Origin of the sequence: Collinsella sp. i05-0019-G5, from assembly GCF_042851345.1 — a bacterium.
Taxonomy (GTDB): Bacteria; Actinomycetota; Coriobacteriia; order Coriobacteriales; family Coriobacteriaceae; genus Collinsella.
The window spans coordinates 2,435,356-2,457,809 of the sequence record NZ_AP031421.1 but is presented as its reverse complement, the minus strand read 5'-3'; the positions used below and the strand labels follow the sequence as shown (position 1 = coordinate 2,457,809).

The 22,454-nt window shown below is 61.9% G+C and carries 11 protein-coding genes, 1 tRNA gene and 1 pseudogene; 8 read left to right on the top strand and 5 right to left on the bottom strand.

Going from position 1 to position 22,454, the window contains the following annotated elements; translation table 11 throughout:
- Window positions 1-135: 135 nt before the first annotated feature.
- The gene (locus tag ACGHIZ_RS11330) at window positions 136-774 is read left to right on the top strand and encodes a DedA family protein (RefSeq protein WP_138113555.1); all 639 of its coding nucleotides are present in this window, start codon (window positions 136-138) and stop codon (window positions 772-774) included.
- Window positions 775-1,071: 297 nt separating this feature from the next.
- A complete protein-coding gene (locus tag ACGHIZ_RS11325; RefSeq protein WP_035138743.1) occupies window positions 1,072-2,124 on the top strand; it encodes a branched-chain amino acid aminotransferase in 1,053 nt (350 codons plus the stop codon).
- A gap of 560 nt (window positions 2,125-2,684) precedes the next feature.
- Here ACGHIZ_RS11325 and ACGHIZ_RS11320 read toward each other — a convergent pair.
- Window positions 2,685-3,236, bottom strand: a complete 552-nt coding sequence (locus ACGHIZ_RS11320) for a LemA family protein (RefSeq protein WP_082421874.1) — start codon at window positions 3,234-3,236, stop codon at window positions 2,685-2,687.
- A gap of 211 nt (window positions 3,237-3,447) precedes the next feature.
- Between ACGHIZ_RS11320 and ACGHIZ_RS11315 the strand changes: the two genes are divergently transcribed.
- Window positions 3,448-4,032, top strand: coding sequence for a TetR/AcrR family transcriptional regulator (locus tag ACGHIZ_RS11315; protein ID WP_390448144.1), 585 nt, complete (start codon window positions 3,448-3,450; stop codon window positions 4,030-4,032).
- Between the two features lie 3 nt (window positions 4,033-4,035).
- Here the strand turns inward: ACGHIZ_RS11315 and ACGHIZ_RS11310 are convergent.
- A tRNA-Ser gene (locus ACGHIZ_RS11310) sits at window positions 4,036-4,125 on the bottom strand.
- Between the two features lie 51 nt (window positions 4,126-4,176).
- Between ACGHIZ_RS11310 and tadA the strand changes: the two genes are divergently transcribed.
- On the top strand, window positions 4,177-5,958 hold the full coding sequence (gene tadA, locus ACGHIZ_RS11305; RefSeq protein ID WP_390448141.1) for a tRNA adenosine(34) deaminase TadA: 1,782 nt from the start codon (window positions 4,177-4,179) through the stop codon (window positions 5,956-5,958).
- Window positions 5,959-6,184: 226 nt separating this feature from the next.
- Here tadA and ACGHIZ_RS11300 read toward each other — a convergent pair whose 3' ends face one another.
- Both ACGHIZ_RS11300 and ACGHIZ_RS11295 read right to left on the bottom strand, forming a co-directional pair.
- Window positions 6,185-6,343: a helix-turn-helix domain-containing protein gene (locus tag ACGHIZ_RS11300; RefSeq protein WP_238023331.1), complete on the bottom strand. Its 159-nt coding sequence runs from the start codon at window positions 6,341-6,343 to the stop codon at window positions 6,185-6,187.
- A gap of 66 nt (window positions 6,344-6,409) precedes the next feature.
- Window positions 6,410-6,628: pseudogene (locus tag ACGHIZ_RS11295) on the bottom strand (transposase); the annotation flags it as partial.
- Between the two features lie 166 nt (window positions 6,629-6,794).
- Here ACGHIZ_RS11295 and istA point away from each other — a divergent pair.
- Both istA and istB read left to right on the top strand, forming a co-directional pair.
- Window positions 6,795-8,033 (top strand): IS21 family transposase, encoded by a 1,239-nt coding sequence (gene istA / locus ACGHIZ_RS11290; RefSeq protein ID WP_390447819.1) that lies wholly within the window; start codon window positions 6,795-6,797, stop codon window positions 8,031-8,033.
- A gap of 8 nt (window positions 8,034-8,041) precedes the next feature.
- A complete protein-coding gene (gene istB, locus ACGHIZ_RS11285) occupies window positions 8,042-8,818 on the top strand; it encodes an IS21-like element helper ATPase IstB (RefSeq protein WP_390447822.1) in 777 nt (258 codons plus the stop codon).
- Between the two features lie 99 nt (window positions 8,819-8,917).
- Here istB and ACGHIZ_RS11280 read toward each other — a convergent pair whose 3' ends face one another.
- Window positions 8,918-9,673, bottom strand: a complete 756-nt coding sequence (locus ACGHIZ_RS11280; RefSeq protein WP_390448138.1) for a transposase — start codon at window positions 9,671-9,673, stop codon at window positions 8,918-8,920.
- A gap of 823 nt (window positions 9,674-10,496) precedes the next feature.
- On the opposite strand from ACGHIZ_RS11280, the gene ACGHIZ_RS11275 reads away from it, so the two are divergent.
- Together ACGHIZ_RS11275 and ACGHIZ_RS11270 are read left to right on the top strand one after the other, a co-directional pair.
- Entirely contained in the window at window positions 10,497-17,498 is a 7,002-nt protein-coding gene (locus ACGHIZ_RS11275; RefSeq protein ID WP_390448135.1) for a Spy0128 family protein, read from the top strand.
- 12 nt (window positions 17,499-17,510) lie between these two features.
- Entirely contained in the window at window positions 17,511-22,430 is a 4,920-nt protein-coding gene (locus ACGHIZ_RS11270; protein WP_390448132.1) for a Spy0128 family protein, read from the top strand.
- Window positions 22,431-22,454: the final 24 nt, after the last annotated feature.

Below are 22,454 nucleotides of genomic sequence, written 5' to 3'. Positions count from 1 at the left end.
GCGCTACAAGTGTCAGTTATGCAAACTTGCTGGTAATGGAGTCATGCTTTTGTGGGGTTGCGCACGAGGGGGCGCCGCAACCGTATACTGGTCAACTTGGACGTATCCGCGCCCACAACTGAGAGGTTTTACTTCATGGGTTTCATCAATTTTATCGCCGAGCTGCTTAAGGATCCGCGCACCGCGATCGCCAGCTGGATCGCCGCCGGCCCGCTTATGGCCTACGGCTGCGTGTTCCTGATCATCTTTATCGAGACGGGCGTGGTGTTCTTCCCGTTCCTTCCCGGCGATTCGCTGCTGTTCGCCTCGGGGTTCTTCGCCCACAACGGCGGCTTTAACATCGTGGCGCTTCTGGCCACCGCATGGGCCGCGGCCATTTTGGGCGATCAGTGCAACTTTATGATCGGTCACTTCTTTGGCCGCAAGATCATCGCTTCGGGCAAGGTCAAGGCCATGACGCCCGAGCGCATCAAAAAGTCCGAGGACTTCTTGGACAAGTGGGGTCACCTGGCCATCTTCCTGGGTCGCTTCTTCCCGTTTATCCGCACCTTTGTGCCTTTTATCGCTGGCATGGGCGGCATGCACTGGCGCAACTTTGTCGTCTTTAACGTGCTGGGCGGCATTACCTGGTCGACGGTCTTTACGCTGCTGGGCTACTTCTTTGGCGGCATTCCCTTTGTGCAGGAGCACTTTGAGCTGCTGATTATCGGCATCGTTGCCGTGTCGATCATCCCGACCGTGGTCGGTCTGGTTAAGGCCAAGCTGGGTAAATAGAACGCCTAGCTCGAGCCAGCGCGCAGACCGTACAGTTGAGGCCCGTCACCGCTTACGGTGGCGGGCCTTTTTGCTTCGGTCAAATGAAAATACTTTACTTAGTTAAAGAAAAGCGTTTTATCAGACGCGTGCGGGGAGTACAATCTCGTGCATGCGAATCGACGTGCCATCGGCTTTGATGCTGCTCGCGTGTCCCGTCCGGCTCTACGCTCCGGGCGTGCGACGTTGCGACGCGGTCGGCCTCGGTCCTTGCGTGCGGGTTCGCGAGTATGCAACTGTGTATGTAAGGAGCGACATATGACTGTCGAGAAGAAGGATATCGATTGGGGTAGCCTCGGCTTTGGCTACATGAAGACCGATTACAGCTACGAGGCCCATTGGAAGGACGGCGAGTGGGACGAGGGCGGCCTGACCACCGACCACACCCTGCATGTCTCCGAGTGCGGCGGCATCTTCCATTACTGCCAGGAGGTCTTTGAGGGCCTGAAGGCCTACACCGCCGAGGACGGCAGCATCGTCTGCTTCCGTCCCGACATGAACGCCGAGCGCATGTACAACTCTGCGCAGCGCCTCGAGATGCCCCCGTTCCCCAAGGACAAGTTCGTTGAGGCCGTCAAGCAGGTCGTTTCTGCCAACGCCGCCTGGGTTCCGCCCTTCGGTTCCGGCGCGACCCTGTACGTGCGTCCGTTTATGATCGGTTCCGGTGACGTGATTGGCGTGGCTCCCGCTCCTGAGTACACGTTCCGCATTCTCGTGACCCCGGTCGGTCCGTACTTTAAGGGTGGCCTCAAGCCCGTCAAGCTGCGCGTTTCCGAGTACGACCGCGCCGCACCGCACGGCACCGGCAACATCAAGGCCGGCCTGAACTACGCCATGTCCCTTAAGCCCACGATGGAGGCCCATCGCGAGGGCTATGCCGAGAACCTGTATCTCGACTCCGAGTCCCGCACCTATGTCGAGGAGACCGGCGGCGCCAACGTTCTGTTCGTGAAGGAGGACGGCACGCTCGTCGTTCCGCAGTCGCACACCGACTCCATCCTGCCTTCCATCACCCGCCGTTCGCTCGTTCAGGTTGCTCAGGACCTGGGCATGACCGTCGACCAGCGCCCCGTCGAGTGGGCCGAGGTCAAGGCCGGCACCTTTGTTGAGTGCGGTCTGTGCGGCACCGCTGCCGTTATCTCCCCGGTGGGCGAGATCGACAACAAGGTCTACGGTGCCGACGAGACTGTGACCTTCCCGGCCGGCTACACCGAGATCGGTCCTGTGATGAAGAAGCTCCGCGAGACCCTGACGGGCATCCAGTCTGGTGCTGTTGAGGATAAGCACAACTGGGTTTACACCGTCGCGTAATTCGTCTTACCTGCCCGGGCGGAGAGTAAGTTCCCTCCCGGCGCGTCCTCGGACATGCAAGAAGCCCTCGCTGCGCACTTCGTGCGGCGAGGGCTTCTTGCGTCCTGCGGAATGCGCCGGGAGGGAACTTACTCTCCGCCCTGCGGGCTCGGCGATGTCACAACGAACAATAATTAATCTGAATTAAAAATGATGCGCGGCCTTTTAGGCCGCGCTTTTGTTTTGGTTCGCGCCATGTGGGGGTGGTGGCGACGTGCATTTTTGCGAGTATTCTGCAATCGAAGACCCCTGCATACCGGCCTCGGGCAAAAAATCGGGATTTCTCGATGTTTTCTACGAATGATGGGCGGGGTTATGGGCTGACAGCGTTTGATTTGTAGGGATATTCGCGGTCTTTGGCATTTATCGTGGCGCCCGAAACTCTTGGTTATGCTGAATACTCCCAAAAATGCACGGCGCCTTGAGGGGGACCTTCGCGAAAAAGGAAACCGCCCCGTCGAAGTATGCATTCGACGGGGCGGTTTATGCATTTGGCCGATTAAGGATGCGCTGCCAAACTACTAGAACTTGACGGTCGGGGCCTGGCGGGCTGCTTCGGCGGCCTCGAAGCCCTGGCGCTCCTTAAACTGGAAGATGCCGGCAAAGATGACAGCCGGGAACGTTTGAATGGCGTTGTTGTAGCTGAGCACGCAGTCGTTGTAGCTCTGGCGTGCATAGCTAATCTTGTTCTCGGTATCCTCGAGCGATGCCTGCAGCTGCGTAAAGTTGGTGTTTGCCTTAAGATCGGGATAGGCCTCGGCCACAGCGAAGAGCTGGCGCAGTGCGCCGGTCAGCACGTTGTCGGCTTCCATCTTGGCCTCGGGCGTGGTGGCCTTGACGGCGGTGTTACGCGCGCTGATCACGGCGGAGAGCGTCTCCTGCTCGTGCTTGGCGTAGCCCTTGACGGTCTCGACCAGGTTGGGGATCAGGTCGTTACGGCGCTGCAGCTGCGTATCGATGTTCTGCCAGGCGTTATCGATGCGGTTACGCTTGGTGACCATGTTGTTGTAGATGCCGGCGATGGCGCAGACAATCACAATGACAACAACGATGCCGATGATGACGGTAATCATGATGTCTCCGTTTCGAATGGCCGCGGCGGCATGCGCCAGCTGCCGTTGGTATAACGCTACTAGTATACCCGCAACGTTTTGCCGTGCCGAACTTTCCGGTAAGCGTTGTGTTTTCGGCGGGGTTGGCACCGGGGCAAAGCGCGCGAGGTACAGGTGTAAGATATGCGACAGATTGACGAGTGTTGTCTTTGCCCTGAGGATGGCGATACCAGTGGACCTTCGCATCAAGAAAACCTACCGCGCCCTGTTCGATGCCTTCACCGAGCTTCTCGAGGAGCATCGTTTTGAGGACCTGACGGTTGCCATGCTGTGCGACCGCGCCATGATTCGCCGCACGACGTTCTACAAGCACTTTCGCGACAAGAACGATTACTTTGCCTTTTATATCGATGAGCTCATGTCGGGCTTGCCGCAAAAACAGCCCGATGAGGCCGGCGCGGTATCTGCCGAGGACGTGCGCGCGCTTCGGCACGCGATTTTGGACGATGCCATGGATTTGATTCTGGCGCACGAGCAGCTCATGGATAACATATTGGCAAGCAGCATGTCGGGCATGTTGACCAACGTTATTTGCGACCGCATTGCCCGCTCCATCCGCGAGCGTGTGATGAACGTGCTTGCCGAGGATGCCCTGGCCCCCGTGTCACTCGAGACGACGTCTGAGTTTATCGCCGGTGGCATTATTCGACTGTTCACAAATTGGTGGGAGTCGGGTCACGACCTCGAGCGCCGACTCGAGATGGCCGACGTGGTCGATGCACTGTTCGAGCGAACCATGACGCCGGTGCATCACTAGAAGTGGCGGAGAGAGGGGGATTCGAACCCCCGGAACGCTCTCGCGCTCAACGGTTTTCAAGACCGCCGCATTCAACCGCTCTGCCATCTCTCCGTGAGTCGTAATGATAGCATCGTTTTGAATTTGCAACAGGGAAGGCGAACGATGACGATCACCGAAATCGACGAGAAGTTCATGCGCGAGGCGCTGGCCGAGGCGCGCGACGCCGCTGCGGTGGGCGAGGTGCCCATCGGAGCCGTAGTAGTGCGCTCGGGCGAGGTTGTCGCGAGGGCGCATAATCGCCGCGAGCTCGACCAAGACCCTTCGGCTCATGCCGAGTTTTCGGCCCTGTGTGCCGCCGCTCAGGCGCTTGGACGCTGGCGTCTTTCCGATTGCACGGTCTACGTAACGCTCGAACCCTGCTGTATGTGCGCGGGGCTTATGGTTAACGCGCGTGTGGGGCGTTGCGTGTATGGCGCGGCCGATGCCAAGGCGGGCGCGCTGGGCTCGCTGTATGACCTCAATGCCGATTCGCGCCTGAACCATCGGTTTAACGTAGATGCCGGCGTGCTGGCGGATGAGTGTCGTGAGGTGTTGAGCGACTATTTTAGTGGGCTGCGTGGCACCGATGGTGCTGGCTGCGGTTGTGGGGCCGATCTTGAGGCGCACGCCGCTCATGCCGAGGCACTCGCGTGTGCCGAAGATATTGCCGTTGAGGCGGCCGACTTTGGCCCCGTGCAGCGGCGGCCCCGCCGTGTGCTGCTGGCGATCGACTCCTTTAAGGGCAGCGTTTCGAGCGCGCAGGCGGAGGCGGCGGTTGCCGAGGGCATGCGCCGTGTGTGGTCCGATGCCCAGGTGGCTACGTTGCCGCTGGCAGATGGCGGTGAGGGAACGCTCGATGCCGTTGCCGCCTGCGGTGGCGAGCTTGTGACCTGCGAGGTTGCAGGCCCCTTGGGCGACCGCGCGTCTGCCCGGATGCTGGTGGACGGCGAGCGCGAGTCCGCGGTCATCGAGATGGCCGAGGCGGCGGGTATTGGGTACTCGCCCTGTACAGAATCGGCGGCGCTTGCGGCTTCGACCTATGGCGTGGGCGAGCTCATGCTTCGCGCGGTTCGCACGGGCGCAAAGACTATCTATATTGGTTTGGGCGGCAGTGCCACCAACGATGGTGGCGCCGGCATGCTGCAGGCGCTGGGCGCGCGTGTGGTCGATGATCAGGGATGCGATGTCGCCCCCGGTCTTGCCGGCCTTGAGCAGGTGGCGAGCGTTGATCTGGCGCCCGCGCTGCAGGCTTTGGATGATGCTCGTATCGTTGTGCTTTCCGATGTCGAGAATCCGCTCGTGGGGCGTCGAGGCGCACTGGCGGTGTTCGGCGGGCAGAAGGGCCTGCCGGCGGATGATGTCGAGGTGCTGCGCAGATACGACGGCTGGATGGTCGGCTACGGTCGCTTGCTCGATGCGGCGATTGCCAGAGCTCGAGCCCAGGGGTTGTTGCGCACACCCGAGGGTGCTCGGACATTTGGCTCGGTGCTCGGAGTGCCCGGTGCCGGTGCCGCAGGCGGCCTGGGTGCCGCGCTGCTGGCGCTCGGGGCGGAGCTGCGTTCGGGCGTGGAGACGGTGCTCGATCTCGTGGGGTTTGACGAGCGCGTGCGCGATGTCGACCTGGTCATAACGGGCGAGGGCAATATGGATGAGCAGTCCGCCGCCGGTAAGGCGCCGGTGGGTGTGGCCCGTCGTGCGAAGCGATATGGCAAGCCGGTGATTGCTGTCGTGGGCGGTCGCGCTGATAACCTGGATGCGGTGTATGGGCAAGGCATCGACCTTGTACTGCCGATTTGCCGCAAACCCATGGGCCTGGAACAGGCACTCGATCCGCAAGAAGCCACAACCAACCTCATCTGCGCCGGCGAAGCGGCCGCTCGATCCTACGACCTTGGCCGTATCTAAAACCCATCCCCTCGATAAGTCGCGGTGAAATACGGAGCGTTTTTGCCTTTAAGGGGCCAATTCAGTCCGTATTCCACCGCAACTTCGAGAATGGCCATTCGAGGTTGACCGCCTTGTGCCTTGGGTCGGACCGTTTGCCACGAAATGCGGCCATCTACTACGTTAAACCGGCCACCTTCGACCATCCCGGAATTTGCAAAAACAAAACCGACGCTCCTATAAGTTGTCAAGAGGCAGTTTGCGGGAGCGCTCTCTCCAATTCGCACAGGAGCTCGTAATACCTCCTCTCCAGTTTCGTCGACCGCCGTTTCCCCCGTTCCAAGTGCCCGAGTGTGGCTGCGGACAGGCCGAGCTCCGCGGCGGCTTTCTTCTGAGTCACCCGCATCGCCTTGCGCATCTTCGCGAGCTCGGGGCCTTCCGGCGCGGCGCCGTCGGGGTTCGGGTCCATGAGCACGTGGTACACCTCCCGCGCTATGTAGCGCTTCAGGCAGCGGACCGCCTCCCGCCGGGACTTCCCCTCGGAGGTCCGCCTCGCCACGTACCTCCTCGTCCTCTCGTCGTACGCCATGCGCTTGATCGCGATCTCGTAGAGCGCCCAGTTCGCCTGCCGGTTGCCGCCGCGGTTGAGCCTGTGCCGGTCCGTCTTCCCGCTCGACGCGGGGATCGGGGAGGCGCTGTTGGCGCTACTGTAAAAACAACCATTTTGACCAACGCTCAACAACCAATCATGCCAACGCAATCCCGCCATTTGCGCCAACGCATTTTCACCATTTCCACCAACGCCGGGGCTTACGCTTCGATCGACGAGCGAACGATGCTTTCGGGAGGAGCGGGCCGTGGCGGAGAAGAGCCTGATCGGAGAGTTGGACATGTACAGGGAAGCGGGCATAAAGCCCAACTTCAGCGACATAGCGAAGCGCTACGGCAAGGACAGGCACACCGTGGCGTCGTACTGGAGGGCCGAGGGCGGGCGGCCCCGCGACGGGCGCGGCGACAGGGCGGGCTCGTTCGACGCGCACATCGAGGAGGTGGCCGCCAAGGCGCAGCTGCCGGGAGTCACCAAGAAGGGCATCCACGAGTGGCTGCTGCACAGGTATCCCGGCGAGGACCTGGCCGGCTACAACGCCTTCACCCAGTTCATGCGCAAGAACGGCATCGCCGTCGGGGCCTCCGGCGGCCCGGAGCCGCACCCGCGCTTCGAGACGCCGCCCGGACTGCAGCTGCAGTTCGACTGGAAGGAGTCCGTCAAGATGGCGAACCGCGACGGCGAGCTGTTCGAGTTCAACGTGTTCGCGGCGACGCTGGGCCATTCCCGCAGGCACATATTCATCCGGTCGGGGACCAGGACGACCGACGACCTGGTCAGGTGCATGTACGCCACGATCGCGAGGCTCGGCGGCGTGCCGCGCGAGTGGGTCACGGACAACATGTCCGCCCTGGTGACGGTCAAGGGCGGCAGGCGCCTCAAGGTCCAGCGCGCATACGAGTTCGCCAAGGCCGCCGGCTTCGAGCTGAAGCTGTGCCGCCCGCGCAGCCCCCAGACGAAGGGCAAGGTCGAGTCGTCGAACCGCTTCCTGTCGCGGCTCGCGGCCTACCAGGGCGACTTCGACGGCTGGGACGACATCGACGAGATCGTCGCGCGGATCGAGGACGCCAGCAACTCCGAGCCCAACGAGACCACGGGGCTGCCGCCCTCCGCGCTGTTCATGGAGGAGAAGGACGCGCTGCTGCCCGTCGGCAACCTGCGCGCCCTCGAGGAGGCGATGGGCGACGTGGTGCGCGTGGCCAGGGTGCCGGCCACGATGCTGGTGAGCGCGCACGGCGAGCCCATGTCGGTGCCCAGGCGCTGCATCGGCAGGCCCGCCCGCATCGTCTGCATGCCCGGCGGCGCGATGGACTGCTACGTCGGCGGCGAGCTGGTGGCCACGCACGTGGCGGGCGGGCCGGCCTACGACCCGGCGCACTACGCCGAGGCCATGGCCGGGAAGCGGTGGTTCGGCGACGCCGCCGGCGACATCGAGGCGGCCGCCGCGGCCAACCTCGGCCTGCTCGACTCGATAGGGGGCTCGCTGTGAGCGCCGCCGTGCAGGCCAGCCCCCTCAACCGCCTGGCGGCCAACCTCGAGGAGCTGGGGCTCGAGGGCATGGCGTCGTCGGTGCCCGAGTACGTCAGGCTCGTCGCCGACGGGAGGAAGGGCCTGGTCGACGCCATGCTCGAGCTCACCGACGCCCAGATAGCCCTCAAGCGGCGCGCCGACGACGAGCGCCGCTTGAGGATGGCCAACTTCCCCTACATAAAGACGCTGGCCGACTTCGACTGGGGCTTCCAGCCGAGCGTGCCCCGCGGGCTGGTCGAGCAGCTGGCCACGCTCGAGTTCGTCGACCGCGGCGACAACGTCGTGCTCGTCGGCAGCCCGGGCGTCGGCAAGACCCACCTGTCGATAGCCATAGGCCACGAGGCGGTGATGGCCCGCAAGCAGGTGTACTTCGCCGACTGCTCGAGGCTGGTCGAGGACCTCAAGCACGCCTCGGCGAAGGAGGCGCTGGCGCGCAGGATGCGGTTCTACGAGCACTGCAGCCTGCTGATAATAGACGAGCTCGGCTACCTCGACATCGGCAAGGAGGGCGCCGACCTGCTGTTCCAGCTGGTCAACAGGCGCTACGCGCTAAAGCGGTCGACCGTCGTCACGACCAACGTGCCGGTGGGCAGGTGGGGCGACGTGTTCGGCAGCAACGTCACGGCCTCGGCGGTGGCCGACAGGCTTTGCCACCATTGCGCGATGATCAAGATAACGGGACGGTCGTACCGCCTGAAGGACGTATCCATCGGCGGCGAGGACGGGAAGGAGGAGGGAGCCTAGGCGCCGAAAGCGGCGCATCCGCGTTGGCGAATCCGGCGCATCCGCGTTGGCGCGATTGGCGAAAATACGTTGGTGAAAATGGTGAAAAATATATTGACGCTAACAGGCGCCGCACATCATCGAGAACGCCGCCTCGCCCTTCAGCCTGCCGGGGTTGTCGCCGGCGGCCACGACCAGGGCGGCGGCGGTCGTGGTGCCGCAGCCCTCGACGCCGAGCAGCGCGGGCGCGTTCGCCTCCAGCAGCGCGCGGATGCGCTCGTCGAGGGACTCGACCTGGCTGCGGGCCTCCTTCCAGACCGCCGCGACGGACCGCAGCGAGGCCAGCACGCTCTCCTCGAGCGCGTCGCCCGCCTTCCTCCCGCGCGCGAGCAGCGGCATGAGGTCCTTCGGCCGCTCGCGGCCCCTGAACCGCTCCCTCAGGGCGCTCGGGGCCGTCGTGAGCATCGACTTCGCGCAGGCCACGCAGGACGTGGACGTCGCGACGGCCAGCCTGCGCGCGACGTAGAGCTGGCGCACCGCCTCGACCCAGCCGTCCTGCGACTTCGGCACGGAGCAGCCCTTCCCGGACGCCGCCTTGCGCGCCGCGCGCTCGGCGTCCAGCGGGTCGCTCTTCCCCTCGCCGGGCCTCACCTTGTCCCTCTTGGGCCTGAGCACCTCGACGACGTTGTACCCGAGCTCCACGAGCCTCCTTGTCAGCCCGGCCCCGTACGATGCCGTGCCCTCGACGCCGACGACCATGCAGCTCCCCGGGTCGCCTATCGCCTCCGCCAGCCTGTCGTAGCCCTCGGGGTCGGCCCCGAAGCTCCCGCTCCAGATCTTCCTCCCGAGGCCGTCGAGCAGGCACAGAACATGCACGTCCTTGTGCGTGTCGACGCCCGCGATGACCGTTTCGCCTTCCATTTTCGCTCCCCTCGGTCTGCCGCCTGCTCCGCGCCCGGGTCTCCCAGACATTGCACTGACGGGAGCGCTACAATCCAATTGGCTTGTCCGATTGTCCGCGCTCATGCTCCTATTAGGTCATGGCAGGACTCCGGGACGCGGATGCCGGGGCGAGACAGGTCGGATTTGAGGACGGCCGAAGAGGCGTCAGCAGGTCAGTGGGTCATCGTCCCGGCATTCAGCATCAGGGTAGCGCTGCGACGCGGAAATCGCGCGCCGTTGCCGCGCCCCGCAGTGCCCGCTTCCCCCGAGAACAATTATCAGTGCAGGTAGAAAGCTTGCCGATTTTCGAAAAAGCCGGCTATGGTTGACCCTTGCGGCCTAAACGTAGTAGATAGGTCCTTTTCGTGGCGCAGCGTCAGACCAGTCTTTTTGGGGCGGGGTTATTTTGACTACATGCCGATCTGATTGCCCAAGTAGTCAAAATAGCCCCGTCCCAAATTAGCTACTTTGTGGGTTGTGGGGGATAAAGATTGCCGGTCGATTTGTCCTACTGGGGTATGTCGATGGCGCGAGTGGTTCGATTTTGAGCTTGAGTGGCAACCCGAGGCGAAATTTCGGGTCACCCAAATCGCTACAATTTTAAGCATATAGCGATGTCCTGCCTTGCGTTTCTGCGCGGGGGGGGCGTATATTTGCATCGATGGGGACGACGACACACATACAATGAGCCGTTTCTTGCCGTCCTCATGGATTGGGGAGGACCTTCATGAATCGCGTGTGTGCGAGAGCTCGAGAAATGCTAAAGCCTTTTGGCAAGAAAACCAATACCGCCAAGCGTGTCCTGAGGGTTTTGGCCGTCCCGCTGGCGGCGTGTGCACTCTTGTTTGGTGCGACGAGTGCGTCGGCCGACCAAACAGTTCCCTTTAGCAACCACATCGTGAAGACGGTGAATCCCACCGGCACTACGGTCAATTTGTTCGACTATTGGGTCGTGAACGGCGACAACGATAAGTCCGTCAACATAAACAACAAGAATGGCAATGACAACACCGGCATCAACAAAGGTCACCAGCTCAAGTTCAATGGCGGTGCCGGATCGGGCATTAATAAATGGACGGGAAGAAGCGGCATTGGCGGCTTTGGACGTCTTCAATTTGTGAAGAACACGCTGGTAGATGGCTATCCGTCAATCAAAGCCGGCACCTACACCTCCTATAACACGAGTGGTACGTACACCGACGAGTCGCTGGCTTATCTCTTTAATAACGACAGCCAGGTCAACGGCAAGGCCGTTTACAACAAAGTGCAAGGCCTTTTCCAGCTCAAGGATGGCTATTACGTTTACGACTCGTACGGCTCTGACGGCTCTGACGGCTCTGACGGCAACTATGCTGTGTATAACTCCACGACTAACTCCTTTGACGTCTACGATAAGGCTGGCGTATATAAGGACAGCGTGTCAGATGCGAATCGGGGTCAGTTCTTCCCCTTTGACTCGGCTGACAAGGTTTTTGAAGAGAGGAACGGCCAGCTTTCTCCTATAGGGATAACGGACGGAACGAACGATAGGCTCAACCACCACTTTGGCATGTCCATGACCACGGAGTTTGTCCAGCCTAAGGAAGGCAAGACCACCGATCTCAAAGACATGGTCTTTAAGTTCTCGGGTGACGACGACGTATGGGTGTACATCGATGGCGTACTCGTGGGCGATCTGGGTGGCATTCATGAGAAGGCAACGCTCGAGATCAACTTCGCTAACGGTGAAGTAAAAGTCGGTCATGTCGACGGTGCGAATGGAACCAAGAAGGAAATCGAAAAAACCAACATCAAGGCAAAGTTCGAAGACGCCGGCGCAGATACTACCAACTTCTTCGGCAACACCTTCCGCGACAGCACCAAGCATACGCTGAGCTTCTTCTACCTGGAGCGCGGCGCGGGTGCATCGAACATGTCGCTTAAGTTCAACCTCACCACCCTGCCGTCGTCCGAGGTCGCGAAGGTCGACCAAAACGGCGAGGCAGTCAATGGCGCAACCTTCAAGCTGTACCGGTCCGATGGACCAGATGCCGACTGGAATAAGGGTGAGCTCGTCGCTCAGGGCACGACGAAAGACAGGGGTCAGCTGATACTTCAAAAGTCGAACGGCTCCGTCCTCTCGTTTGACGAAGAGCACAACACCAATCATTGCGACTACTTTGTACTCAAAGAGACAGACCTGCCCGAGGGATACCGCTCGAGCCTGACCTCGTCGACCACTGCAACGCCAGGTGAGCTGCACCTGCAGTATAAGCAGGCTGCGGCGAGTGGCTCGGGTGGTGTGGTGGTTGCACCGCAGACGACGGTCACCACGGCCGACGGCAAGTCATGGACGGGCAGCCGCATGTGGCTGAACGGCGGCTATCTGGCTGCCAAGGAGACTATTTCCCTAGATAAAGATACGCAAGACAATAAGGGCAACGCCATTAGCTCGGGTACGACCTTCGCCGTCGTGCTCAAGCTCACCGGTGCGAGCGAGGACCACACAAGCGAAGACGCATGGACGGCGGTCACGGGCAACCCGCTCAATGGCTATAAGCTGTGCTCCGCGCACGGCATTGCCGGTGCGGTCGAGGCTGCCAAATCGGCGGACACGAGTGTCTTTGATGTTGATACCAAGGGCGACTACGTGGTGACGGTCAGGTCGCTGCCCGGAGATATCGAGAAGTACGCCGCCATGATGACGGACAAGTCGAAGGCGGAATATACCGTGGCGGTGTATCACACCACGGCATCGTCTCTGGCGGGGGCAACCATCGACAACACCTCTATGGTCCAATATCAAACGATAAACAGGCAGTTCTCTACGGTGATCCACCTCACCAACGTTCAGAACCGTCTGTTTGTGCAGAAGGTTGACGACCTGGGCAAGCCCGTGAACGACGCGACGTTTCAGCTGTACCAGGCCAAGGACGTTACTGGCAATAGCCCCAGCACGTATGCCATCAAGCCCGGTGCCGAGCCGTATGACACCGTGAAGGCGAACGACGCGACCTATCCGTATGAGATTAAGGGTACGGCATGCTTTCCACTCGATTCGGTAAACCACAAACCCCTTACCAAGGGTACGTACTACCTGCGTGAGTCTGTAAGCCCGGACGGCTATGAGATTAACAACACTATCACCAAGGTGATTGTGGATGATTCGGGCGTGTATGTGGATGCCGGTGAGAAAGGCGACGGCGTGCTCAGCGTGAGCGGCCCGGGTTCGCTGATCGCCTCCCTGGCACAGTTTGGCTCTCCTGACTCCATTGACAACACGCTTACGCACATCAAAGGCAAGCTGCAGAGTGCAGTCGTTGACGCCGACGGAAACCTGACATGGGGCCAGAAGAGTACCGCCGAGGGCGTGACGCCTTCGCTCGAAAACGACTTGATGCACATGCGCTATGACAAGACGGCGCAGGGCACCAAGACCGTCTTGCGCTATGTCGAGGACGGTGGTGGGCGCAACGGTAAGCTGGCGACGATCTTTGCCGATACGGGCATCAACCGCATGGCCCTTTATCAAGACGATGATGCCACCAATGGCACCGATTTGGGCACGCTCCAGCTCAACCATCTCTTTACCACGGCAACGGGTGTGCAGTATGCCGATCGTCGCGTGGCACGCCTACAAGTGACTAAGACCGTGACGGCGGACAGTGGCCTTACCGCGCCCACCAAGGATGCGAACGGCAACGATCTGACGTTTACGTTTAAGTTCACCCTGCCGGATTCCGAGGAGGGCTATGAGGCACGCGTATTCGATGCGAATGGCAAGTCCGTGGGCAACTCCTTTACGCTCAAGAACGGCGACACCCATTCCATCAAGGCAGGCGAGACGATTCGCGTATACGACCTTAAGAAGGGCGACAGCTATAGCGTGAGCGAGCTCACCACTAAGGGCGAGGAGTCCAGTGGTAATGTGCTGGCGAGCATCGTTAGCACTGTGACCGGCTCTGCCGACGAGTCGGTGCTTCCGGCTGGCTTTAGCCTCGTGAGCCGCAAGGCCGGCGGTGAGGAGCAGTCTGGAACCGGCAGCACCATCACGGGCAAGATCGTCGCGCTCGAGGACGGAAAGATTCCCGCGAGCAACAAGCTAGAGTTCATCAACAAATACAGTGTCAGCCCCGTAAAGAATGGCCTAAGCGCCAAGAAGGTGCTCGAGGGCCGCAATTGGGCCGATGGCGATTCCTTTACCGTGCAGCTTACGGCCGACGACGGCGTTCCCATGCCCGGCGGTGCCAAGAGCAAGGTGGCTACGGTTGAGCTCACCAACGACCAGCCGGCGACGTTTGGCGATATTACCTATAGGAAGCCGGGTACCTACACCTATACCATCTCGGAGGTTATCCCCGGATCCGACGCCAGGGCAGACGGCATAAGCTACTCCGCTGCTGTCTATACCGCGACGGTCGTGGTGGAGGATAACCATGCCGGTGCTCTGGTCGTTAAGAGCGTGAAGATGGTGCAGGAGTGCGACGACGCGGGTGTCGACACCAAGACGGATGTTGTCGGTAAGGGCGCAACCTTCACCAACCGCTACGATACGCACGAACATAGCATCATCATCCATGCCCAAAAGAACCTGACCGACAACGCCGGGACGTTCCCGCTTGCCCAGAATACCTTTGACTTTAAGCTCGAGGGCGTGGGTGGCTATGCAGATGCCAGCGCGGTATTCAGCCTCGATACGGTCGATAAGAACATGGCGGCCCCCATGCCTCAGGGTACCGAGGGCAACACCGCGACCGTGGGCAATAACGCCGACGGTACGGTGACGTGGCCGGCGATCTCCTATACCGCCAAGGCGGATGCGGGACGTGCCTACGTTTACAAGTTCGCCGAGAATCCCGGCAGCGTTACGAGCATGACCTACGATGGATCGGTCTATTACGCCGTGGTGCGCAACGCCGAGAAGGGTGCTGGCATCCAGACTTCGATCGAGTACTACAAGATTACAGAAGACGGTTCGGTAAAGCAGCTGGACACGAACGTTACGCCTTCCTTTACCAATATATATAGCGTGGATCCCACGAGCGCGACCCTGCAGGGCCAAAAGACCGTGAGCGGTCGTGACTGGAACCAGGACGAGAGCTATACCTTTAACCTTGCCGCCGCTACGGACGATGCCAGTGCAACTGGTCTGGGTAAGACCACCGCAAAGGCAGTGACGGATGGGGCCGTTGCTATCGGCATTAACCAAGCTGTCGCCAGCGCGCCCGCGTCGGGACGCGTGGCATCGTTCGCCTTTGGCGCCGAAGCCGCCCCGACCGTGACGTTCAACCGCGCGGGTACCTTTAGCTTCAACATCACCGAGGATACTGCGCGGGATGGCCAGGCGGGCATGTCCATGGACAAGCACACTGCACGCGCGACCGTCGTGGTGGCCGATCTGGATGAGTCGGGCAACCACACGGGCAAGCTGCGCGTGTCGAGCGTGACCTACGCCAACACCGGTGCCTCCGATGCGGACAAGGCCGTAACCGACAAGGCTGCCTTTACCAACGCGTACCATGCATCGGGCACCTTTGGTGGCGTGACGGTCAGCAAGACCCTCGAGGGTCGCGCCTCTGTCGCGGGACAGTTTACCTTTACCGCGACAGGCCTTTGGCACAACGGCGTTCAGACATCGGTCGATGGCTCCGAGGCCAGCCTGTCTAATACGGCTGCGGGGGCCGGCGTGCCCGGCACCGTGGTGAGCGCGAGTGGGGCGGAGAAGCTCTTTGCCCGTGAGCTCACGGAACAGGATCTGGGGCGTACGTTTGCCTATCGCATTCACGAGAACCAGCCTGCTGCCGCCGGCTACACCTATGACACCGGCTACACCGGCGATGTCATCGTGCTCGTCAAGGTTCTTGCACACAAGGATGACCCCGCTAAGCTCTACACCGTGACGACCGTGCTCAAGGGTGCGGGTGTGACGGAGCTGCTGGGCGACGGCGCCGACGCGAGCGCGCTGACGGACGAAAAGATCGTCCAGCTCAAGCAAGATTCGCATACTTACGTGCAGCAGTACGATGCAAGTGAGGTCGGCGCCACAACGCCTGCCGTCTCGTTTGTGAATCGCTATGAGGCAAGTCTCGACTATGGCGCCGCTGGCGGTCTGCAGATCGAGAAGACGTTGACGTATCCCAAGGACGCGACCGTTTTTGGCTCGCCTAAGAGCACGTTCCGTTATATCGTCAAGCCTGCCGACGAGACATCTGCCAGCAAGGTTGGCATTTCCACGAATGGCAAGGTCTTTGAGACCGCAAACGTCGAGGCCGACGCCCCCAAGACCGTGAGTTTGATACCTGCGGGTGGGTTGACCTTCACTCAGGATGATGCCGGCAAGACGTTCACCTATACGGTGAGTGAGATTGACGACAAGGCGACGGACTATACGTACGACAAGACGGTCCATGCGGTTAAGGCTGTCGTGGCGGATAACGGCGACGGTACGCTTAGAGTCACGACAGCGGTAAGCAAGCAGGTCGATGGCAAGGACGAGCTCGAGGGCCAGTGGATCTATCCGTCTGGTGCAACGTCCACCGGTGTCGCGACGGTCAAATTCAAGAACACCTATACGGTCACCGAGGCGGCAACCTACACCCCGTCCGTGACGAAGGTGATTGCCGGTGCCGATGCTCCGGGCAAGTTCACCTTTGCTATGACTGCGGCTGACGATGCTACCAAGACTGCCATCGATGGCAAGCTCATCACCGGCTCTTCGATGAGCGTGGACAACGGCTACGCTGAGGAGAAGCAAACGACGGCGGCCCTCAAGGACGGGGAGCACGAAAAGATTGACTTTTCGAAGCTCACCTTCAACAAGCCGGGCACGTATAAGTTCGCTATTAACGAACAGGTTCCGAATGATCTCGGCGAGTGGAAGTATGACACGCACACTTATGTCCTGACCATTACCGTAACCGATGAGGGCGGCAAGCTTGTGGCCCGTGGCGATGGCACGACCGGCTCGGAAGGCTTCATCTTCACCAATAGTTACCAAACTTCAACGAGCTACGAGCTCCAGGGCGGTCTAGAGCTCGTCAAGACGCTCAGCGGCCACGATCTGCATGCCGGCATGTTTGGCTTTACGGTGACGGGCGAAGACCCCGCCTCAACCGATAAACTCAACAAGCTGCTGCGCGCAGATGAGGGCAAGCTCACCGTGAGAAACGATGAGCCGCAAACCGACGGCATGTCCCATACCGGTATTTTGGGCGGTCTGACCTTTGCGACGAAAGATGCGGGTAAGACGTTTACCTACAAGGTTGTCGAGAATGGCGGCGGCAAGTCCGGCTATCAATACGACTCCACCTATTGGACGGTAGAGATTGCGGTTAAGAATCGCGGCAACGGCTCGCTCTATACCGAGACTACCGTCAAGCATTTTGACGCCAACAATGTCGAAGATACCGATGATGCAAAGACTTATAGCTCCAAGGACGGTACCGCCAAGCCCCAGGTGTTCTTCACCAACAGCTATGTCGCGACCGGAACATTCGACGGTCTTGCTGCCGAGAAGGTAATGGACTCCGGCGACAAGATCGAGTCTGGCCAGTATACGTTTGACCTGTATGCGGAGAGGGCCGACGGCTCGCTCGAAAAGATGGATGAGGGTAAGACCAAGACGGGTGAGAACGGCACCGCTACGGTCGACTTTGGTAAGGTTCACTTTAAGCTTGGCAATGCTACCAGTGGAACTCAAGAGCAGACGATCGACCTTGCCGGTGCCGTCAACGATGGTATTGCCACCAAGCTGCACAATGCCGACCACACCACTACCTAGAGCTTTAACCTGGTGGCAAAGGAGCGCTTGGCCAACCTGCCCGAGGGTGTGCGTCCCGTGGACTCGTCCGCGACGTGCCGCGTGCTGCTCGAGGTGACCGATAACAACAACGGCAAGCTTACGTCCAAGGTGACCTATCGCGACGGTACCGAGAAGGGCAAGATCGTCTTCCACAACACACGCGATAAGGTCAAGACGATCGGCACGGTCGCGAAGCCCGATGTGGACATCGACGGGCAGCTGCTCTCCGTGGGCGACTCCTACGTCTACACCATTAACTGGGTCAACACCGAGGCCGATGACAATGGCAACCTGGTTCCGGCCAAGGTGACCGTGACCGACGAGCTTCCCACGGGCGTCGTGTTCGAGGCCTTTGAGGGTAAGAACGCCGATAAGGGCATCGCGAGTGGCCAGTCGCTCACTTGGAACCTGGGCGAGCAGCCTGCGGGCAGCCATGGCTCGGTGCGCGTGCGCGTCAAGATTACCGAGGATGCTGTGAAGGACGCCCAGGGTGCGGTCGGCGCCATCAACAATGCTGCCACCGTTACGATCGGCAACAAGAGCTATACCGGCACCACGACCAATTACGTGCCCAAGAAGTCTGAGAGCGATGCTCAGGATTCAACGGGGTCGGGTGTGGCGCTGGGCGATGAGCTCACCTACACCATCGGCTACAAGAACACCGAGGGCGCGTCTGCCACGGTGACGATCACCGATGCCGTTCCAGCGGGAACCGAGTTCGTGGGGTTCGCCGGCGACCATAAGGATGCCGGCTCCAAGGACAATGACGGCAACCTCACCTGGGCATTGAAGGACGTTCCCGCCGGCAAGGAGGGCACGGTTCAGTTTAAGGTCCGCGTGACCGAGGACGCGTTTAAGAGCGGTGGCGCTTCGGGCGACATCTCCAACCAGGCGTCGGTGGCGGTCGGCAACAACCCTGCCGTTAAGACCAACACCACTACCGACGAGGTGTCTGACGGCCGCCTGACGCTGAGCAAGACGGTCACGGCCGCCGAAGGCATTGTCGCGCCCAACAAGGCATTCACCTTTAAGGTGCCGCTCTACCAGGCCGATTGCGTAACGCCTCTGACCGGTACCTTTGCGTATGCTGGCCGTCCCAGCGGCACCAACGGCACCTATGTAAGTGGACAGATCAAGAGCGGTGACACCATCGCGCTTAAGGCCGGCGGCTCCGTGACGGTTACCGTGCCCGTGGGCGCTCGCTACGAGGTGCAGGAGCTTGACTCCAAGGGCGATCTCATGACGAGTGAGGACGGATTTGCAATTGCCGACAAGGCGAACACCAAGAAGGGCACCGTCGGACAGACAACGCAGGCAGGCTTCACCAATGTCTATAGCGTGGAGTCCACGAAGGTGGAAAACGCTTTTAAGGTGCAAAAGAAGATCTCCGGACGCAACTGGATAACATCGGATGCCTTTACCATGACGCTGACTGCCCAGGGTGAGGCACCCATGCCCAAGGGCGCCAAGGAGGGCGTGTCGACGATTGCGCTGAACAAGGATGCCCAGGTCGGCAACTTCGGTACCATCGAGTACACCAAGCCCGGCACCTATACCTATGTGATTACCGAGCAATCGGGTGACGAGGCGTCACTCACGTTTTCGAAGGCCACCTATCGTGCCACCGTCACGGTGACCGACAACGGCGCCGGTAAGCTGCTTGCCAAGACCAAGATTGCACAGCTGACCGACGATGCGGGCGACGCTGCTGAGCGCACGGTCGAGGCGGCAGTCTTTACTAACACCGCCAAGACCGGCAGCCTCATCGTCAAGAAGACGGTCGTCGGCGGCGACAGCCAGCGCGAGTTCGGCTTTACGGTCGCGCTGACCGACGGGGACGGCGAACCCGTCTCCGGCACCTTCGGCAAGGGCGAGCACGCCGTGACGTTCACGGACGGCAAGATGACCTTCACGCTTAAGGACGGCGGGGAGAAGACCATCGCCGGCCTGCCCGTGGGCGCGCGCTGCACCGTGACCGAGGACGCCGCCGAGGGCTACACGACCACGGTCAACGGGGCCGATGGCTCCAAGGCCGAAGACGCCGTGACCGAGGACGGCGCGATCGTCGCATTCACCAACACGTACGGAACGGCCACCGAGGGCAGAGACGTCTCCACCGCGGGGCTCTTCACCAAGACGCTCAAGGGCCGCGACTGGGCTGAGGGCGATAGCTTCCAGTTCACGCTTACGGGCGAGGGCGGCGCCCCCATGCCCGAGGGGTCTGCCGACGGCTCCAAGACCGTCAGCGTGACGGCCGCCGCCGGCACCAAGGCGGGCGATAGGGTCGCCTTCGACTTCGGCCCTATCCGCTACACGCTTAACGACATCAAGGACGCCGGGTTCGCCGAGGTCGGCGGCAAGCGCGTGCGCGCCAAGACCTTCACCTACACGGTGCGCGAGGCCAGGCCCGATGACGGCTCCGCCATCGCCGGTGTGGCCTACGACGGCCACGTCGCCACGATGACGCTGACCGTGACCGACGACGGCTCCGGCAACCTCACGGCCACGACGCCCGCGATCGCGCAGGCGAGCGGCGGCGACTTCGTCAACACCTACACGACCGAGCTCGACTACTCGGCCCGCGCGGGCGTGCGCCTGTCCAAGACGCTCTCCGGCCGCGCCATGGAGGCGGGGCAGTTCGCCTTTACCGTGACCGCGGACGCCGAGACGGCCGCCAAGCTCGGCCTCAAGACCGACAAGGATGCCTACGCCGTGGCCGCTGCCGATGGCGGAGAGGCCGACCTGATCGACCTCGTCGGCGGTGCTGCGGGCAGCGACGTGAAGTTCACCGACGTCGACGCGGGCAAGACCTACAGCTTCACCGTCACCGAGACCAAGCTCGGCGGCGAGAGCTACACCAACGACACCGCGCCGCGCACGGTGACCATCGCGCCCGGCTACGACGCCGCGACGGGCAGGCTCACGGTCACGACCACGGTTGCCAAGGACGGTGTCGAAGTCGCCCGCAGCGAGGTCTCCACAGCGGATGACGCCGCGGCGGCGCCCGCGCCCGTGACGGTCGCGTTCCAGAACTCCTACGAGGCCACCGGCGTGCTCGGCGGCGAGGGCAACGTGGCAATTAACGCCACCAAGATGTTGACGGGCCGCGCCGCGGCGGCGGGCGAGTTCTCGTTCTCCGTCCGCGATGCCCAGGGTAACGTGGTCGCGACTGCGACCAACCAGGCCTCCGGCGACGGCGAGGCCGCGGGACTTGCGTTCTCGCCCATTGCCTACACTACCGACGCTCTCGAGCGGATGGTGGCGGACGGCATCGCCACCAGGGCTGTCGACGGCTCCTGGGTCATTTCCTATACCGTATCCGAGGACGGCACGGACCGGCTGCCCGCGGGCGTGACGGCGACCGCCTCGAGCTTCGACATCACGGTCAAGGTGACCGATAACGGCAAGGGCGGGCTGGACACTGCCGTGGTCTATCCCGAGGGCTCCGGCGACACGCTGTCGTTCGTGAACGGCTATGGCACCAACGAGGCGACAGTTGACCTCGCGGGCACCAAGACGCTGGCGCTCGGCCAGGCCGGGCTCGGCCTGGCGCAGGCCGACATCGCGGGCAAGTACACCTTTAAGATCGCGCCGCTGGACGGCGCGCCCGCGCCGGTCGACGCCTCCGGCAAGACGGTGGCCGAGGCGACCAACGACGCCGCCGGCAACGTCGAGCTGGGCCACGTCACGTTCAGGCAGCCGAGCGACCTCGACGACGCCGAGATCGACGGCCAAGGTCTGCGCACCAAGACGTTCGCCTACCGGGTGAGCGAGTCCGGTTCGGTCGACGGCGTGGTCAACGACGCGACGGCGACAAGGACCTTCACGGTCAAGGTGGTCGAGGACACCAACGCGGGCACGCTCGCCGCGGAGGTCCTGCCCGCAGAGGGCACGCCCGAGGGCAAGGGCGCGTTCGAGTTCACCAACACCTGCGTCGTGAACCCGACGCCGAGCTCCGTCACCGACCGGATCGCGGTGAGCAAGAAGCTTAAGGGCCGTGACCTGGTCGAGGGCGAGTTCGAGTTCCAGCTGGTCGAGATTGCCGCCGACGGCAGTGAGAGCGTCGCGGCAACGGGCAGGAACGCCGCCGACGGCACGGTCGCTCTCAGCCCCGTCACCTACACCGCGCCCGGCACGCACAGCTATGAGCTGCGCGAGGTCGCCGGCACGGCGGGCGGCGTGACGTACGACAGGGCGACGTACCGCGTGCGCACGACGGTCACCGATGCCAAAAACGGCACGCTCGCCGTCAAGCACGAGCTGGCGGATGCCGAGGGCAATCCCACGGGCGACGACTCGGTGACGTTCACCAACGGCTACGAGGCCGCGCCCGTCACCCTCAAGCTGGGCGCCGCCAAGGTGCTCAAGGGCGCCGAGCTCAAGGCGGGCCAGTTTAGCTTTGAGCTCAAGAGCCGGGACGGCAAGGTCATGTCGACCGCCAAGAATGCCGCGGACGGCAGCGTCACGTTCGATGCGCTGACCTTCAAGCAGGCCGGCACCTACACCTTCACGGTGAGCGAGGTCGACGACGGCCAGGCGCACGTGACCTACGACAAGGCGGTGCACAAGATCGTCGTCACGGTGGGCGACGAGGCGGCAGACGGCACCAAGACGGGCTACCTGTCGGCGAAGGTCTCCTACGAGGGCGACGCCAACGTGCCGCCGGTCTTCACCAACAGCTACGCCGAGAATCCCGGGACCCCCGGCACCCCCGAGAACCCCGGCACGCCGGGCGGCGGCTCGGACGGCGGTTCAGATAACGGCTCCGGCGGCAGCTCCGGTGACGGCTCCAAGGGCGGTATGCCCGACACCGGCGACCGCAGCCTGCCGGTCGAGGCGCTCGCGGCCATGGCCGGCATCGGCGCGCTGACCGCAGCGGGCGGCGCGGTCCTGTACCGTAGGCGCCGCTAGCGATATGGACGAGTGGGGCGAATC

Coding starts and splice junctions, on each gene's coding strand:
- ACGHIZ_RS11330 (WP_138113555.1), top strand. CDS start 136: ATGGGTTTCATCAATTTTATCGCCGAGCTGCTTAAGGATCCGCGCACC.
- ACGHIZ_RS11325 (WP_035138743.1), top strand. CDS start 1,072: ATGACTGTCGAGAAGAAGGATATCGATTGGGGTAGCCTCGGCTTTGGC.
- ACGHIZ_RS11320 (WP_082421874.1), bottom strand. CDS start 3,236: ATGATTACCGTCATCATCGGCATCGTTGTTGTCATTGTGATTGTCTGC.
- tadA (WP_390448141.1), top strand. CDS start 4,177: ATGACGATCACCGAAATCGACGAGAAGTTCATGCGCGAGGCGCTGGCC.
- ACGHIZ_RS11300 (WP_238023331.1), bottom strand. CDS start 6,343: ATGCGGGTGACTCAGAAGAAAGCCGCCGCGGAGCTCGGCCTGTCCGCA.
- ACGHIZ_RS11275 (WP_390448135.1), top strand. CDS start 10,497: ATGCTAAAGCCTTTTGGCAAGAAAACCAATACCGCCAAGCGTGTCCTG.